The organism is Brevibacterium sp. S111 (genome assembly GCF_004745075.1).
Classification (GTDB): Bacteria; Actinomycetota; Actinomycetes; order Actinomycetales; family Brevibacteriaceae; genus Brevibacterium.
This window is the reverse complement of sequence record NZ_RHFH01000001.1, coordinates 395,556-410,375: the sequence shown is the minus strand read 5'-3', so window position 1 is coordinate 410,375 and position 14,820 is coordinate 395,556. Positions and strand designations below refer to the sequence as shown.

Annotated in this window: 13 protein-coding genes and 1 pseudogene; all 14 read right to left on the bottom strand. The window is 65.2% G+C overall.

Annotated features, from left to right (window positions below):
• Window positions 1-7 precede the first annotated feature (7 nt).
• Entirely contained in the window at window positions 8-793 is a 786-nt protein-coding gene (locus EB836_RS01940) for an amino acid ABC transporter ATP-binding protein (protein WP_276606417.1), read from the bottom strand.
• Complete coding sequence (locus EB836_RS01935; RefSeq protein WP_135537515.1) at window positions 793-1,587, bottom strand: amino acid ABC transporter permease; 795 nt, start codon at window positions 1,585-1,587, stop codon at window positions 793-795. Before EB836_RS01935 ends, EB836_RS01940 begins: the two co-directional genes overlap by 1 nt.
• Window positions 1,588-1,802: 215 nt before the next feature.
• Entirely contained in the window at window positions 1,803-2,492 is a 690-nt protein-coding gene (locus tag EB836_RS01930; RefSeq protein WP_205683271.1) for a basic amino acid ABC transporter substrate-binding protein, read from the bottom strand.
• A gap of 365 nt (window positions 2,493-2,857) precedes the next feature.
• Entirely contained in the window at window positions 2,858-4,300 is a 1,443-nt protein-coding gene (locus EB836_RS01925) for an MFS transporter (protein WP_135537410.1), read from the bottom strand.
• Between the two features lie 197 nt (window positions 4,301-4,497).
• On the bottom strand, window positions 4,498-5,238 hold the full coding sequence (locus tag EB836_RS01920) for a peptidylprolyl isomerase (protein WP_135537409.1): 741 nt from the start codon (window positions 5,236-5,238) through the stop codon (window positions 4,498-4,500).
• Between the two features lie 179 nt (window positions 5,239-5,417).
• Window positions 5,418-6,629: an MFS transporter gene (locus tag EB836_RS01915; RefSeq protein WP_135537408.1), complete on the bottom strand. Its 1,212-nt coding sequence runs from the start codon at window positions 6,627-6,629 to the stop codon at window positions 5,418-5,420.
• 192 nt (window positions 6,630-6,821) lie between these two features.
• Window positions 6,822-7,277, bottom strand: a complete 456-nt coding sequence (gene pcaC, locus EB836_RS18355; RefSeq protein WP_240689548.1) for a 4-carboxymuconolactone decarboxylase — start codon at window positions 7,275-7,277, stop codon at window positions 6,822-6,824.
• A gap of 111 nt (window positions 7,278-7,388) precedes the next feature.
• A pseudogene (locus tag EB836_RS18350) lies at window positions 7,389-8,177 on the bottom strand (alpha/beta hydrolase); the annotation flags it as partial.
• A gap of 42 nt (window positions 8,178-8,219) precedes the next feature.
• Window positions 8,220-9,590 (bottom strand): lyase family protein, encoded by a 1,371-nt coding sequence (locus tag EB836_RS01905; protein ID WP_135537406.1) that lies wholly within the window; start codon window positions 9,588-9,590, stop codon window positions 8,220-8,222.
• 5 nt (window positions 9,591-9,595) lie between these two features.
• A complete protein-coding gene (pcaG, locus tag EB836_RS01900; protein WP_135537405.1) occupies window positions 9,596-10,180 on the bottom strand; it encodes a protocatechuate 3,4-dioxygenase subunit alpha in 585 nt (194 codons plus the stop codon).
• On the bottom strand, window positions 10,173-11,033 hold the full coding sequence (gene pcaH / locus EB836_RS01895) for a protocatechuate 3,4-dioxygenase subunit beta (RefSeq protein ID WP_135537404.1): 861 nt from the start codon (window positions 11,031-11,033) through the stop codon (window positions 10,173-10,175). Before pcaH ends, pcaG begins: the two co-directional genes overlap by 8 nt.
• 56 nt (window positions 11,034-11,089) lie before the next feature.
• The gene (locus EB836_RS01890; RefSeq protein WP_135537403.1) at window positions 11,090-12,274 is read right to left on the bottom strand and encodes a 4-hydroxybenzoate 3-monooxygenase; all 1,185 of its coding nucleotides are present in this window, start codon (window positions 12,272-12,274) and stop codon (window positions 11,090-11,092) included.
• A 209-nt stretch (window positions 12,275-12,483) separates the two neighbouring features.
• A complete protein-coding gene (locus tag EB836_RS01885; protein ID WP_135537402.1) occupies window positions 12,484-13,320 on the bottom strand; it encodes a phosphosulfolactate synthase in 837 nt (278 codons plus the stop codon).
• 71 nt (window positions 13,321-13,391) lie between these two features.
• The gene (locus tag EB836_RS01880; RefSeq protein WP_240689540.1) at window positions 13,392-14,783 is read right to left on the bottom strand and encodes an MmgE/PrpD family protein; all 1,392 of its coding nucleotides are present in this window, start codon (window positions 14,781-14,783) and stop codon (window positions 13,392-13,394) included.
• Window positions 14,784-14,820: the final 37 nt, after the last annotated feature.

Sequence of the window (14,820 nt, the reverse complement as noted above, 5' to 3'; positions counted from 1 at the left end):
CGCGGCGCTAACCCAGCTGTCCCGGGTGCAGCACGCGGGAGAGGAAGTCCTTCGTCCGCTGCTCCTGTGGATCCCCGATAACCTCCTTGGCCGGTCCGGTTTCGACGACGACACCGCCGTCCATGAACACCACACGGTCGGCGACCTGACGGGCGAACTCCATCTCATGGGTGACGACGACCATCGTCATCCCCGCCTCGGCGAGGTTGCGCATGACTTGGAGGACATCGCCGACGGTCTCGGGGTCGAGCGCCGAGGTGGGTTCGTCGAAGAGCATCACGTCCGGATCCATGCTCAGCGCTCGAGCGATCGCCACCCGCTGCTGTTGGCCGCCGGACAGTGACGAGGGCTTGGCCTCGATCTTCTCGGAGAGTCCGACCTTCGCGAGGTTCGCCTCGGCGACCTTGTCGGCCTCGGCCTTCGACCGGCGCAGCACCTTGATCTGGGCGACCGTGAGGTTCTCTCGCACGGTGAGGTGGCCGAAGAGGTTGAAGGACTGGAAGACCATGCCGATTCGCGTGCGAGCGGCATCGATGTCGAGGTCGAGGTCGGTCATATCCATCCCGTCGACGACGATCGACCCTCCTGTCGGATCCTCGAGGGTGTTGATGCAGCGCAGCATCGTCGACTTTCCCGATCCCGAGGGGCCGATGACGCAGACGACTTCGCCCTTGCTCACGTCGAGGCTGATATCGGTGAGCACCTGGTTGGACCCGAAGCTCTTCTGCAGGTTGCGGATCGAGATGATCGGGGTCGCCGTGGCCCGCGCCGAGGTGGTTGCTGAGTCGGTCATCATTTCACTCCTGAATCGGCGGAACCGTATTTGCGTTCGAGCACCCGTGACAGATACGACAGCGGGATTGTGATCACGAGGTAGCAGAGGGCGACCACGATGAATGGGGTGAGGTTCGCGGTATTGACGATCTCGGCTCGGGCGAGTGCTGTCAGCTCGCGGCCGTCGACGGAGGAGCCGAGGATGTAGGCGAGCGAGGAATCCTTCGTCAGCAGGATGAGTTCGTTGGTCAGCGGCGGCAGAATGATCCGCATCGCCTGTGGCAGGACGATCGTGAACATCGCCCGCGAGGACGACATTCCCAAAGAGCGGGCCGCCTCGACCTGCCCTTTGGGAACGGCCTGGATGCCGGCACGGATCGTCTCGGCCATATATGCGGACGACACCAGGGCCAACGCAATCATGATGATGATCAGCTGTGGGAGGTTGAAGCCTTTGAAGGCCAGGGGCAGACCGAAGCCCATGACGAGGAAGACGACGAGAGCCGGCAGCCCGCGGAAGAATTCGGTGTAGACGAATGCCAGCCAGCGGTAGACGCCGACCGAGGACAGCCGCATGAGGGCGAGGACGATGGCGATCGCCAATCCCAGAACGAAGCCGAGGCCGGTGAAGACGACGGTGTTCTTCAGCGCTTTGGTGATGACCTCGGGGAACATGCCGATGGCGATATCGACGCGGCCGAAGGTATCGATGAGTGTGGGCCAATCGGCGACGACCGCGATGACGGCGGCGATGACGATGAGGATGCCGTATTGGATCCCGCGCGAGATCTTCGCCTTCTGGCGTTTGCTCATCTTCGCTTTGGGAGTCGCAGTGGCGACGGGAATGTCGGTGCCGGTCCGGTCGCCGTCTCCAGTCACATGGTGTGATGACATGGGTGTTGTCCTTCTGATGCGGTGGCGGTGGTGACCGCCGGTGGAGGTGAAGTGCAGGTGGCGAGTTCGCGCTCAGCCGACGAGACGGCCGGCCGCGGCACTGACGCCGCGGCCGGCCGATGGATTACGGTCGATCATTTCGGAGCGTCGCCGAACCACTTCTCGTAGATCGAGTCGTACTCGCCGTTGTCCTTGATCTCCTTGAGAGTGTCATCAACGGCCTTCTTCATCTCCGCATTGCCCTTCTTCATGCCGATGCCGTAATGCTCACCGGTGTCGATGTCGAAACCGACAGCGAAGCCGTCGTTGTTCGCGGCATAGTCATAGAGCACACCGTTGTCGTTGATGACGGCGTCTGCCTGACCGTTCTTCAGCGCTTCGAGTGAGAGCGGAAGATCTTCATAGGTGATGACTTCGGCGTCCTTGAAGTGCTCGGTGGCGTAGTCGAGCCCGGTGGTGCCTGCCTGGGCGGCGACTTTGAAGTCTTTCAGTCCTGCTTCATCGTCGGCGGTCTTGTCATCTCTGGTCAGAATCGCCTGATTGGCGGGGAAGTAGGGATCCGAGAAGTCGATGGCTTCCTCGCGCTCAGGCGTGATCGTCATGGCTGCGGCGGCCACATCGCACTGATCTTGGGCGAAGGAGGCTCCAGCGGTGATCGGCTCGAACGGCACGTTGACGATCTCCTGCTCGACGCCGAGCTTCTTCGCCACGGCATCGACGATGTCGACGTCGAAGCCGACGACCTCGCCGTCCTTCTCGAACTGGAACGGCTGGTAGGACAGGTGGGTGCAGGTCGTCAGTTTGCCCTCTTCAACGAGAGGCACGCCCCCCTTCGGCAGTCGCTGCAGGTTCGGAATCGCCTCCACCGCCGCAGGCGGACAGGGCGAGCATGGCGCCGACAGCCACAGTGGCCAGGGGCAAGCGTCGTTTCATGGTTCCTCCAGTGAGTCGGTGACGGAGCTGTCACGCAAACGGCCTGTTCAGGCCTCGATGTCTGAACAGTCTCTGTGAGGAATCCTACCGTGAACTGAGTCACACAATGGGTGTGGTGACCCGCATCGTGGCGGTCGTTGCCAAATCGTAGTGTTGGCAGCCGCGGTTCCAGAGACGACGAGGCCCGACCGCCGAAGACGGGGTCGGGCCTCGAAGCGGCGAGCAGGGCACTCGCTGCGGTGTTCGGATCAGAACCTCAGCTGAGCTGATCCTCCATGTCGATCTCCGAGGTGTCCTTGGCCAGGTACAGCGCAATGAAGGTGAGGATCGCTGCGGCGATGATGTAGAGGCCGCAGTAGAAGATCGTGCCGCCTTCGTACTGCCACAGGGCCACCATGGCGAAGGGCGCAGGCCCGGCACCGATGACGCTGGACATGTTGTAGGACACCGCAGAACCCGTATAGCGGACGTTGGCGGGGAAGAGCTCGGGCAGATAGGCCGCCATCGGACCGAAGGTCAGCCCCATGAGGATGAAGCCGACGATGAGGGCGATGACCACGCCCACGGTGCCGGCGTTGAACAGAGCGTTGACGACGAGTCCATAGGCGGCGATGGCGACGGTCACGCCCATGAGCATCTTCCGACGTCCCAGTTTCTCAGCCAGCGGTCCGGAGACGACGGTGAAGACTCCGAAGAAGACGACACCGATGATGAGATAGGTGAGGAACTCGCTCTTCGTGTACCCCAGCCCCGCGACGAAGCCTGCGGGATCGAACGACTGTCCGGCCGCCTCGGCGGCGGTCTTCGCCTGATCGGGGTTGGCCGGGGAAGTGCCGTAGGTGAGGGTGAACGCGGTCATGAAGTAGAAGATCACGTAGGTCGCGAGCATGATGAATGTGCCGAGGACGAGCGGCTTCCAGCTCGTGGCGAAGACACGGCCGATCGGGGCCTTGGAGATCTGCTGCTTCTGCGCGACCAGCTGGAACGCCGGAGTCTCCATGAGGGAGAGGCGGACGTAGAGTCCGACGGCCACCAGCAGGGCCGAGAGCAGGAACGGAATGCGCCAGCCCCAGGCAAGGAAGGCCTCGGGGGAGGTCCAGGAGTTCAGGCCGACGAAGAGGAGGTTCGCGATGATGAAGCCGACCGGGGCGCCGAGCTGCGGGAAGGTGCCCCAGACGGCGCGTTTGCCCTTCGGAGCGTTCTCGGTCGCCAGCAGGGCCGCGCCCGACCATTCGCCGCCGAGGCCCACACCCTGGCAGAAGCGCAGGAGGACGAGGCACAGCGGTGCGAGGACGACCCAGCCCGGAGTGCTGGCCGTGGGCAGAAGCCCGATGAGGAAGGTGCCGATGCCCATGATGAGCAGTGAGGCGATGAGTGTCTTCTTCCGGCCGACCCGGTCGCCGAAGTGACCGAAGATGATCGAGCCGAGGGGGCGGGCGACGAAGGCGACGCCGAAGATCGCAAACGAACTCAAAAGCTGCGTCGTCGAGGTCTGATTGGGGAAGAACAGGGCCGGGAAGACCAGCGACGAAGCAGTCGCATAGGCGTAGAAGTCGAAGAACTCGATCGTGGTGCCGACCATCGAGGCCGTCAGCACCTTGCCGCGGGTGTTGTTCTTCCTGGTCGCCGCGATGGCGTCGGTCGCGGCCGAGGGATCCGGCGATGGGGTGGGGTTCCCCGGCTGTGTTTCAGTGGACATGGTGTCGTTGTGCTCCGCTGTTTCGTGAATGCAGGCACGGGCGGATGGTGCTCGTGTCAATGGAAAAGGCCGCCGGCGCTGTGCGGGCACAGCGTCGACGGCGACGACACGAGACTACGCGCGTCTCACGAATCGCGGGCTCGAGGTCTCATAGGCTGAGATCTATAGGTCGTCCGAGTAATCGACCGGGCTGACGATCACTGCGCTGCCGTGATGCCGGTGATGGTCACCTTCTCCTTCGGTGCACCGTCTCCGGAACCGGAGTCCGTGCCCTTCGCGGCGATGTCGGCGACGGTCTTCGTGCTCGCTTCGTCGAGGGATCCGAAGACGGTGTAGTCCGGGGGCAGCGAACTGTCGTCGTAGACGACGAAGAACTGCGAACCGTTCGTATCGGGTCCGGCGTTTGCCATGGCCAGGGTGCCGGCCGGGTAGGTTTCGGAGCCGTCGAGCTCATCGGCGAAGGAGTATCCGGGGCCGCCGCTGCCGGTGCCGGTCGGGTCGCCGCACTGGAGGACGAAGATGCCTTCGGTCGTCAGGCGGTGGCAGTCGGTGTCATCGAAGTACTGCTGATCGGCCAGCGATAAGAAGCTGTTGACGGTACAGGGGACGCGCTCGGCGTCGAGGACGACGGCCAGGTCGCCGGCGGAGGTCTTGATCGTGGCATCCACACTGTCCTCGGCCTTCGGCTTCTCTGCCGGGGCCTTGACCTCTTTCGCCGCGGACTGCTCGTCGGCGGGGTAGGAGCAGGTGCCTGAGGCGGCCTCGCCTGATGAGCCGGAACCGGCCGAACCATCGGCAGAGTCGGCGTCCGAATCCGACGAGCCGCACCCGGTCAGGGTGAACAGTGCGACGATGGCGAAGATCGCCAGGGCCAACAGTGCGATCGATTTCGAACGGTGGGTCAGGGCGTGCGGGCGACTCTGCGCGAGATGATCCATGCCTTCATCGTATCGGCACTCAATTTCGGGTCGCTTTCGGATACTTTCCGGCGCGAAAACTATCCGATAGTGACCACTGTTTGAGCAGCGCCTCATCGAGAAGCGGGTGGCGTGTCGAGAAACGGCTTCGCACATGCGTGTTTCTGCACCCCACCCGGTCCGCGGCAGAGGCCGCGGGGTCAGATCTCGACGGATGACCGAGCTCTCGGGTCGGGGGAGCCGCCTCGGCGGAGGATGATGGCGATGGTGAGGACGATGAGGCCGGCCAGGCAGAGCCCCACGCCCACCCAGGCCGGAGCACGGTATCCCAGACCGGCGGTGATGACGATGCCGCCGAGCCAGGCGCCCAGCGCGTTCGCGAGGTTGAAGGCGGCATGATTCATGGCCGCGGACAGGCTCGGGGCGTCGTGGGATTCGCGCAGCAGCCGCATCTGCAGTGACGTGGTGATCATCGAGCCGGCGATGCCGATGAGGAAGATCGCGATGATCGCGATGGCGGCGATGTGGGTGAAGGCGCCGAATGCTGAGAGCACGAGGGCGGAGAGGATCATCCCGCCGATTCCCGAGCGCTCGATGGACTTGTCGACCAGAGGCCCGGCGATGAGTGAACCCGCGGTCATGCCGAGACCGTAGACGGCCAACACCCAGGGAATCGCGACCTCAGGCACTCCGGCGACCTGGGTCATGGTCGGGGTGATGTAGGTGTAGACGGCGAACATGCCGCCGAAGCCGACCGACCCGGCGAGCAGGGTGAGGATGATCTGCGCCCGCCCCAGGGCCTTCATCTCACCGCGAGCCGAGGGCACTGCGCCGAGTTTCACCCGCGGCACCGCGATGGCCACCATGATGACGGTGAGGATCCCCAACGCTGCCACCAGGGCATAGGCGCTGCGCCAGCCCAGAAGGTTGCCGAGCGCCGCGGCAAAGGGAACGCCGAAGATGTTCGCGATCGTCAGACCGAGCATCACACGCGACATCGCCCGACCTCGTCGGTTGACCGGTACGAGCGAGGCCGCAACGACGGCGCCGATGCCCAGGTAGGCACCGTGGGGCAGGCCGCTGACGAAGCGGGCGATGTTGAACAGTCCGGCGGTGGGCGCGAGCATCGAGGCGATATTGCCCAGTGCGAAGAGGCCCATGAGCCCGAGGAGGAGGTTCTTCCGATCCATATGCGCGGCGATCGTCGTGATCAGCGGTGCACCGATGACGACGCCGATGGCGTAGAAGGACACCGCGTGGCCGGCCTGGGGCACGGTGATGCCGAGATCTTCGGCGATGAGGGGCAGCAGTCCCATGGTCGCGAATTCGGTCACCCCGATGCCGAAGGCACCGACCGCCAGGGCGAAGACGGCGAATTTGTAGACTCCGCGGGAGACCGGAGCGTCACTCATGGAGATCCTTCGGTGGGACGACGGGGGTGAACGCAGGGCAACGGAGACGGAATGCGCCGCTGACCGCAACCGCACCAGCCTATTGCCCGGGTGGTGCCGACCGGTAGTCCCACCGACCCAATGTGACGATTCGAACAGCCGCAGGCAGAACCTGCACCCTCGCCGAGGCGGCCGCCCGTTCCGGGCGAACGCTCAGTCTGCGTTCGTCTCCGGATTCGTTGCTTTCGCCCCTGCTCCCGTTTCCGCCTCGTATTCCGCCAGCGCCTGTGAGGCGACGGAGAATGCGGTGTTCGCGCTCGGGACCGAGCAGTAGATCGCCGACTGAAGCAGCACTTCTTTGATCTCGTCGCGGGTCAGGCCATTGCGGACGGCGGCTTTGACGTGCATGGCGAGTTCGGCCTCGTGGCCGCCGGCGATCATGGCCGTGAGCGTGATCGCCGAGCGCATGCGCCGCTCGAGGCCGGGGCGGGTCCAGATCTCGCCCCAGGCATAGCGGGTGATGAGATCCTGGAAATCGGCGGTGAAATCGTCGACCTTCGCATTCGCCCGGTCGACGTGAGCATCGGAGAGCACCTGACGGCGCACGGTCATCCCAGCTTCACGGACGTCATCTCGGCTCGCCTCCCGCGGCCCTGAAGCCGTCGGCAGTCCCGCTTCAACGCCGCCTGCCACGCCGGCAGCGCTTGCACCGGTTCCACTGCCGGCGCTGCCGCCGAGTCCCTTCCCGCGGAGGAAATCGTCGAGCAGGCTTGCTGTCACGGCCGGAGCCTCGGCCGGCACGAGGTGCGCGGCACCTTCGATGACTTCGAGCATGGCGCCGGGAACCGCGTTCGCGATCTCGGCGAGCTTCGTCGCCGGTGTCGGCAGGTCCTCGGACCCGGCGACGGCCAGCAGCGGACGGGAGATCTCGGGCAGGCGCTCGCGGACGTCGAAGTCAGCGAGAGCGAAGCACAAAGCGGCGTAGGAATGTCGGTCGGCGTCCTGCAGCGAGTGGAGCAGCGCGGCCGAGGCTTCGGGCTCACGGTCCATGAACCCCTCACCGAACCACCGCTGCGCCGAACCGATGATCTGGGTGGGCGTGCCGGAAGTCGCCACCGTCTGTGCACGTTCCTCCCATGCCGACGCCTCGCCGATCTTCGCACCCGTGCAGAACACGGCGATGCGACCGAAGCGTCCGCCGTGATCAAGACCCAGCTGCAGAGCAATGGCTCCACCGATCGAGTCCCCGGCGAGGTCGACCGGTGCCCCGGCTCCCGCCACATCGGGAAGAACCCGATCAAGGGTGGCAAGGACCGCCTCGGCGAGATCGGACATCGCGATCCGTGGGGCCACCGCAGTGTCGGTGGGGACGCCGAGTGCGGCTGACCGGCCGTGACCGGGAAGATCGATGCCGATGACCGTCGTCTCCGGGCTGAGCCCGCCGAGTTCGGTGGCCGCCTGCTGCCACAGGGCGGCGGCCGAGGTGCCCAGGGACGGCAGGACGACGAGGACCCGCGCTTCATCGGACGGTGTCCGGGGTGCGGCGAGTACGGATGCGGTGAGCTCCATGGATGTCACTTTCTCAGTCGGTGTCTCGGTCAGCTGTCTGTCTCAGTCGAAGGCCGGCAGGTCGATCTCCTGCGGTCCGGATTGGTCGATGGCGGCGAGGATGGTGCGGCGGATGTCCTCGGCCTCTCCGAGGTAGGACTCGGGTGTGAAGAAGTCCTCGACTCCGTTCTCGTCTCCGACCGCTTCACGCAGTGCGGCCACGGGATCGGTTCCGGGGGCGGTGATCGCCGCAAGCTGCTCCTTCGTCAGCCGATCGCCGAAGACGATGCCCAGCTTCTCGCCGAAGATGCCCGGACCAGCGGCGTCGAGGTTCGCGCGCATGGCTTCGGGATTGACGCTCAGCCCCGCGACCATCTCATCGAGGAGGATCAGAGACGAGATCGCCAAGGTCATGAGTTCGGACAGGGCCGGCCATTCGGCATGCCAGGCGCCGTCCGAGCGTTCCTCGACCGCTTCGGCCGCAGCCGTGGTCAGGGTGGAAAGTGCACCGGGCACGCGCATTCCGTTGCGGTGGAGGAGCACCGCCGAGGTGGGGTTCGACTTGTGCGGCATCGCCGAGGATCCGCCCGTGGCGGCCAGGGACAGCTCCCGGATCTCTGCACGGACGCCGACAAGGACGTCGCGGGCGATCGACGCGCCCACGGTCACGCACTGGGTCAGGTGGGAGCCCCAGGACAGGATGCGCACTCGGTCGGTGTGCCAGGGGACGGGGATCTGGGTGAGCGCGGCATCGGGGCCGACCATCTGCATATGGAATTCGCGCAGCAGCGATTCGGTCGAGTCGCCGGCGAACCAGCGGATCGCCGCGCGGGTGCCGGCAGCCCCGCCGACCTGCACATAATCGACGAACGGCGCCTGAGCTTGGACTTCGATGACCTCGGCGGCCCAGGTCGCGGCCTTGAGGCCGAAGGTCGTCGGCAGCGCCGGCTGCGTCAGCGTGCGGGCCAGGCACAGTGTCTCGGCATGGGCTTCGGAGAGGTCGACGAGGGCGGCGCCGATGACTTCGAGACGGGCCTGCATCTGTCGGACGACGCGGGAGACGAGCAGACCGATCGCCGTGTCGATGACGTCCTGGCTGGTCAGCCCCCGGTGCAGGCAGCGGGAGGCCTCGGGGGAGAGTCGAGCGCGGACGAGGGCGAGGAACGGGATGACCGGGTTGCCGCCCGCCTCGGAGTTCTCACCGAGGGTCTGGAGCTCGGCGTGATCGTCGGTGAGCTGCCTGATGGTCGCATCGATGGCGGCGGCCACCTCGGCGCGGATCTCGGAGGACACCAGCCCCACCCGTGCCTGCGAGACGATCCACGCGGTCTCGACCTGGCCGATCGCGGTGATGAGCGCGGCATCATCGATGGCTTCAGCGCCGCGCAGGTCGCCGGGGGCGAAGAGGAAGCGGGTGTGGGCGGTGTCCGTCATGGGTGTCAGTCCTCGTGGCTGGGGAACCGGAGGAACGGTGTTTCCTCCGCACCCTGCAACCGTATGTCGAAACGCAGCGATCCGTCAGCCCCTCGGGTGGCGATGAGGCGGTTTCTCTCGGACTCCTCGAGGGAGGACAGGAGAGGATCGGCGGCCAGCGCAGCGGTGTCCTCGGGCAGGTAGATGCGGGTGAACAGGCGATTGAGCAGGCCGCGGGCGAAGATGACGACGCTGATGAACGGTGCCTTGCCCTCCTCGGTGGGGCCGGGATTGACCGTCGAGAAGCTGAACTCGCCCTCGGGGTCGACGGCGGCACGGCCGAAACCGGTGAAGGTGAACCCATTGCGGCGCAGCGATCCCGACGCACGAACAACCTCACCGTTCTCGTCCGGCTGCCAGATCTCGAGGATCGCATCGGGGACCGGGTCGCCCGCGCCGTCGAAGACGGTGCCGGTCAGTTGCACGGCGCGTGCCGAACCGGGAGGGACGAGTTCGCTGTCGTGGTCGTAAGGCAGCGCGTAGCCGTAGAAGGGGCCGACGGTCTGGCCAGGCGTCGCTGTCAGGTCAGGGGTTGCGGTGGAGTCAGTCATCGTCCTCTTCTTCCATCCAGGTCCGGTTCGCTCCGGTGAGCACGATGTCCCAGTTGTAGCCCATGAGGAATTCGTGCTCGGTGATGTTGTGGTCGTAGGTTGCGACGAGGCGGTCGCGGGCCTTCTGATCGGTGATCGACTGGTAGATCGGGTCGAGGGCGAACAGCGGGTCACCGGGGAAGTACATCTGGGTGATCATCCGCTGAGTGAACTCGGACCCGAAGAGGGAGAAGTGGATGTGGGCGGGCCGCCATGCATTGTGGTGGTTCTTCCACGGGTAAGGACCGGGCTTGATCGTGGTGAAGGAGTACGAGCCGTCATCGCCGGTGAGGGTGCGACCGACACCGGTGAAGTTCGGGTCGATCGGAGCCGGGTGCTGGTCGCGTTTGTGGATGTAGCGACCGGCCGAGTTCGCCTGCCAGATCTCCACGAGCTGGTTGCGCACGGGCCGTCCTTCACCGTCGAGGACGCGACCGGTCACGCGGATACGCTCGCCGATGGGTTCGCCGTCGGCCTGGATGGTCAGATCCGATTCGAGGGTGCCGATATCACGGTGGCCGAAGGCGGGGGAGAAGAGCTCGATGGTCTCCGGGTCCGTGTGGCGGGGGTCCTTCGTCGGGTGCCGCAGGATCGAGGACCGGTAAGGCGCGTAGTTCAGTCGCGGTTGGGTTTCGGCCTTCTTCCCGGCGGCGACGTCCTGTTTGTGCTGCGATTCGATGTCAGCGATCTCGGCCGAGAGCGTCGCCTGAGACTCGGCGGCGTCATCGGGGCCCTTCACGGCCTGATCGATGACGACCGGGGAGGTGAACGCCTCGGTGGATTCGTCGGTATCCGTGTTCTGCTGTGGACTCATCGTCGAACCTTTCTGCTTCGGTGGGAGTCGTGGTGGGGGGCGGTGGGGGGAGCGGCTCAGCCATGGGGCCAGCCGGTGTAGCACTCGGCCAGGTAGCGGCGACCGTGCTCGGAATCGAGTATGGAACGGAGTTCGCCGAGGCTGCGCTTCGTTTCGAAGGCGTCCTGAGTCGGGTCGGTGTGAAGCATCCGGGTCATCTGGTAGGAGAAGTTCTGTGCCTTCCATACCCGTGTGGTCGCGGTCTGCGAATAGCCGGCCAGCGCCTCGGCGTCGGAGTCCTTCAGCGCCGAGGTGAGGGCGGGGGCGAGCACCGCGACGTCGGCGAACGCGAGGTTGAGGCCCTTGGCGCCGGTCGGCGGAACCGTATGGGCACTGTCGCCGGCGAGGAACAGCGAACCGTGCTGCATCGGTTCGGTCACGGCGGATCGGAACGGCAGAACCGTCTTGTCGATGATCGGTCCGGTCTTGAGTTCGAAGTTGTCGGGACCGTCGACCCGGGCCTGCAGTTCGGTCCAGATGCGGTCATCGGACCAGTCTGCGACGTTCGTGTCCGGGGAGGCCTGGAAGTACATCCGCTGGACGGTCTCGGAGCGCTGGGAGATGAGCGCGAAGCCGCGTTCGGAGCGGGAGTAGATGAGGACTTCGTGGCTGGGCGGGGCCTCGCAGAGGACGCCGAACCAGGCGAAGGGGTACTCGTGGAAGAACCGCTGCCGGGTGCCCTCGGGGATCATGGCGCGGCAGGGTCCGCGGGAGCCGTCGGCGCCGACGACGTAGCGGGCGCTGATGCGCAGGTCTTCACCGTCCGCGGTCCGGGCCGAGACCCAGGGTTTGTCGGATTCGATATCGCGCAGGCTGGTATCCGCGACCGAGTAGAAGATCGGGCGTCCCGTGCGTTCGCGGGCGGCGGCGAGGTCGACGAAGACTTCGTTCTGCGGATAGAGCCAGACGGACTCGCCGACCAGCTCAGGGAAGTCGAAATGGTTCGAAGTGCCGTTGACGCGGATGTCGATGCCGTCGTGGCGGTGCCCGTCGGTGTGCACGCGGGAATCGACTCCTGCGGCTTCGAGCATCCGCACGGATCCTGCCTCGAGGATTCCGGCACGGTGGGTGTGGGCGATCTCGTCGCGGCTGCGATTGTCGATGACGACTGAGTCGATGCCTGCATTGTGAAGCAGGTGGGCGAGCATGAGCCCCGCGGGTCCCGCGCCGACGATAGCGACATCTGTCTGAAGTTCTGGCACCGTGGCCTCCTTGCCTGTCTCGTCCTCTCAGTGTGCGCCCAGTCACTGACACGAAGCGATGTCATTCTCGATGAATGGGAGGAGCGGGCGAAGGGAGGGGTGATAGGACAAAGCGGAGGCGGGCGGCGGGAGCCGGCGGGAGCGCAGCAGCGCGCGGGGTGGCAGGCACCCCGCGCGCACTTCAGCAGGTTCGGTTCACGAGCGTCACCTCACGGTGCCGGGTTGATCACCCGTCCCCAGGTGGACTTGTTGCCCCAGATGTTCTGGCGAAGTCCCTCGAGCTGGAGGATCTGCGAGTGGTCGACGAACAGATTGCATTCGTTGCCGTAGTTCTTGATGTACCACTCGAAGACCGGACCGTCGGCGGCCTCGAACATGACGTTCTCCAGCCCCAGACCGTTGATGATCGAGGCGGCTGCGGCCGTGTTCCATCCGTCGACGTTCTCCGTGATTCCTTCGGATTCGATCATGATGATCGATGCGCCTGCATCGAGCGCCCGCTTGCCGCGGTCGACGAGATCGCCGATGTCCTTCGCTGATTCCGCGGCAAGCTCGGCTTCGCCCGAGTCTCCTCCCGAGCCGATCTGGATGCCCAGCTCCGGCTTGGCCTTGAGCCCGGCCTTGACGACCTTGTCGACGAGGCGTTCGAGTCCTGAGGTCGGGAGCATGATGAATCCGGTCGAGATCTCGATGACGTCGAAGCCGACTTCCTTCGCCTCCTTGAGATACTGGTCGACCGCGTCATCGCCAAAGCGCAGGACTGTCTCGATCCAACCGCCTGAAGACACATACGAACCGTTCTCATGAGCGATCTCGCTGAAAGCTCGGACCTGTTCGGGTGGGACGAGGGCGAAGGATCCGCCGGCCCACTTGATGCCGTCGATCCACTGCCCTGCGACGTCGAAGACGTCCTGGAGATGGCGAGTGCCGTAGGTCGAATAATAAGGGGCGCGGATCTCGGTCATCCCGCGGTTGCGGGGTTTGGCCGGACGATGGGCGCGGGGGACGAAGTTCATCGACACATCGAAATCTATGGTGTTCGACATGATCTTTCCTTTCTTCGGGTGTCGGCGACGGGCCGACTGGGTGCCGGCACGAGCCGGCGGTTGTCGCAGCCTCAGCTGCGAGTCCGGGGGACTTGGGCGAGCAGTTCGGTCAGCTCTCTGATCCGATGGTTCTCCAGCTCGTGGACGAGATCGGCGATGCGGTCACGCAGCCCCGCCTCGGCGAAGGGCGAGACCACGGCATCGAACTTCCGGCGGGCACCCGCCCAGTCGAGGGGATCCGTGGTGAAGCCCTCATAGCCGTTGGTGCTGGCGTGGAACCTCGTGCCGTCGGTGAGAGTGACGACGAGATCGGCGCACATCTCTTCGGGGAACCGATCGCTGAACTCCTGCGACGGGCTGATCGTGACCTTGCGCATGAGATCCTGAACATCGTCGGCGGTGATCCGACTCGGCGTGTACTGGCCCGGGTTGAGTTCCCCGTCGAGGAGGACGACGGCGAGCATCCACGGCAGCGAATGATCGGCCTCTTCCTTCGTGCGCACGTTGCGTTTGTCGCCTTCCTCGCCGCCGCCGATGATCGAATAGGCGACGTCGAAGGTCGTCAGCTCCACGCTGGCGATGGCGTCGGTGCGGAAGCCGTCGTGGCGCCGGATGTCCTGCGCGGCGTCGAGGGCAGACTGGGAGTGGATCTCCGCATTGTGCTTCTTGATGATCGTGCCCGCAACCTTCTCGAGGTCCTCCTTCGACCAGTCGAGTTCGAAGTCTCCGGCCAGGGCCTTGAAGCCCTTGTTGCCTTCGAAGACCTCGGCCGGACCGGTGATGCCGCGTGCGGCCAGCAGAGCGTCGAACACGCCCTCCTTCGACACGTGCGGATACGCCAATCCTTTCCAATGGCTCAGATCTCCTGTGCGAGTGACCCGCAGCGCGACGTTCGCGGTGCCGGCCATGGCTGCGGCGTTCGCGATCTGGTCGGTGCCGAGCCCCAGGGCCTTCGCCGAGGCGGCGGCAGCGGCGAACGCGCCCTGCGTCGTATGGTCGAAACCGAGATCCCTGACCGGGGCGACGTCGGACAGGCGAGCGTGGACCTGGTAGGCCACGGCGAAGGCGGTGAGGAAGTCCGCTCCCGAGGCATCGGCGACTTCTGCCGAGGCCAGGACTGCTCCCATGTTGTCCGAGGGATGGTTGGTCTCGCCCTTGGCGAGATAGGCGTCCATGAAGTCGAGATACCGGCTGAGCGCGGAGTTGAAGAACGCGGCATGGTCGGGGCTGGCCTGACCACCGCCGATGAGGGTGGCTCCGTGTCCGGAGCCGAGACTTTCGACGAGTGCGCGAATCTCCTTGAGCGGTTGCGCGTCGAGAGCGCCGATGGCGACTGCGATCGTGTCGAGCACGCGGATCTTGAGTTGTTCGAGGGCGGTGTCGCTGAGCATGTCCAGCGAAGCGTCTGCGGCGAACTGTGCGAGTGACTGCACTTCTGTGAGTGCCTGATTCCGATTCATCATGACCTCTCTACCTTAGGTTAGGTATACCTAAATTATG

Excerpts from the sequence above, each read along its gene's own strand:
- EB836_RS01885 (WP_135537402.1), bottom strand. The coding sequence starts at position 13,320 with ATGTCGAACACCATAGATTTCGATGTGTCGATGAACTTCGTCCCCCGC.
- EB836_RS01920 (WP_135537409.1), bottom strand. The coding sequence starts at position 5,238 with ATGGATCATCTCGCGCAGAGTCGCCCGCACGCCCTGACCCACCGTTCG.
- pcaG (WP_135537405.1), bottom strand. The coding sequence starts at position 10,180 with ATGACTGACTCCACCGCAACCCCTGACCTGACAGCGACGCCTGGCCAG.
- pcaH (WP_135537404.1), bottom strand. The coding sequence starts at position 11,033 with ATGAGTCCACAGCAGAACACGGATACCGACGAATCCACCGAGGCGTTC.
- EB836_RS01925 (WP_135537410.1), bottom strand. The coding sequence starts at position 4,300 with ATGTCCACTGAAACACAGCCGGGGAACCCCACCCCATCGCCGGATCCC.
- EB836_RS01935 (WP_135537515.1), bottom strand. The coding sequence starts at position 1,587 with ATGAGCAAACGCCAGAAGGCGAAGATCTCGCGCGGGATCCAATACGGC.
- EB836_RS01940 (WP_276606417.1), bottom strand. The coding sequence starts at position 793 with ATGACCGACTCAGCAACCACCTCGGCGCGGGCCACGGCGACCCCGATC.
- EB836_RS01880 (WP_240689540.1), bottom strand. The coding sequence starts at position 14,783 with ATGATGAATCGGAATCAGGCACTCACAGAAGTGCAGTCACTCGCACAG.
- EB836_RS01905 (WP_135537406.1), bottom strand. The coding sequence starts at position 9,590 with ATGACGGACACCGCCCACACCCGCTTCCTCTTCGCCCCCGGCGACCTG.
- EB836_RS01915 (WP_135537408.1), bottom strand. The coding sequence starts at position 6,629 with ATGAGTGACGCTCCGGTCTCCCGCGGAGTCTACAAATTCGCCGTCTTC.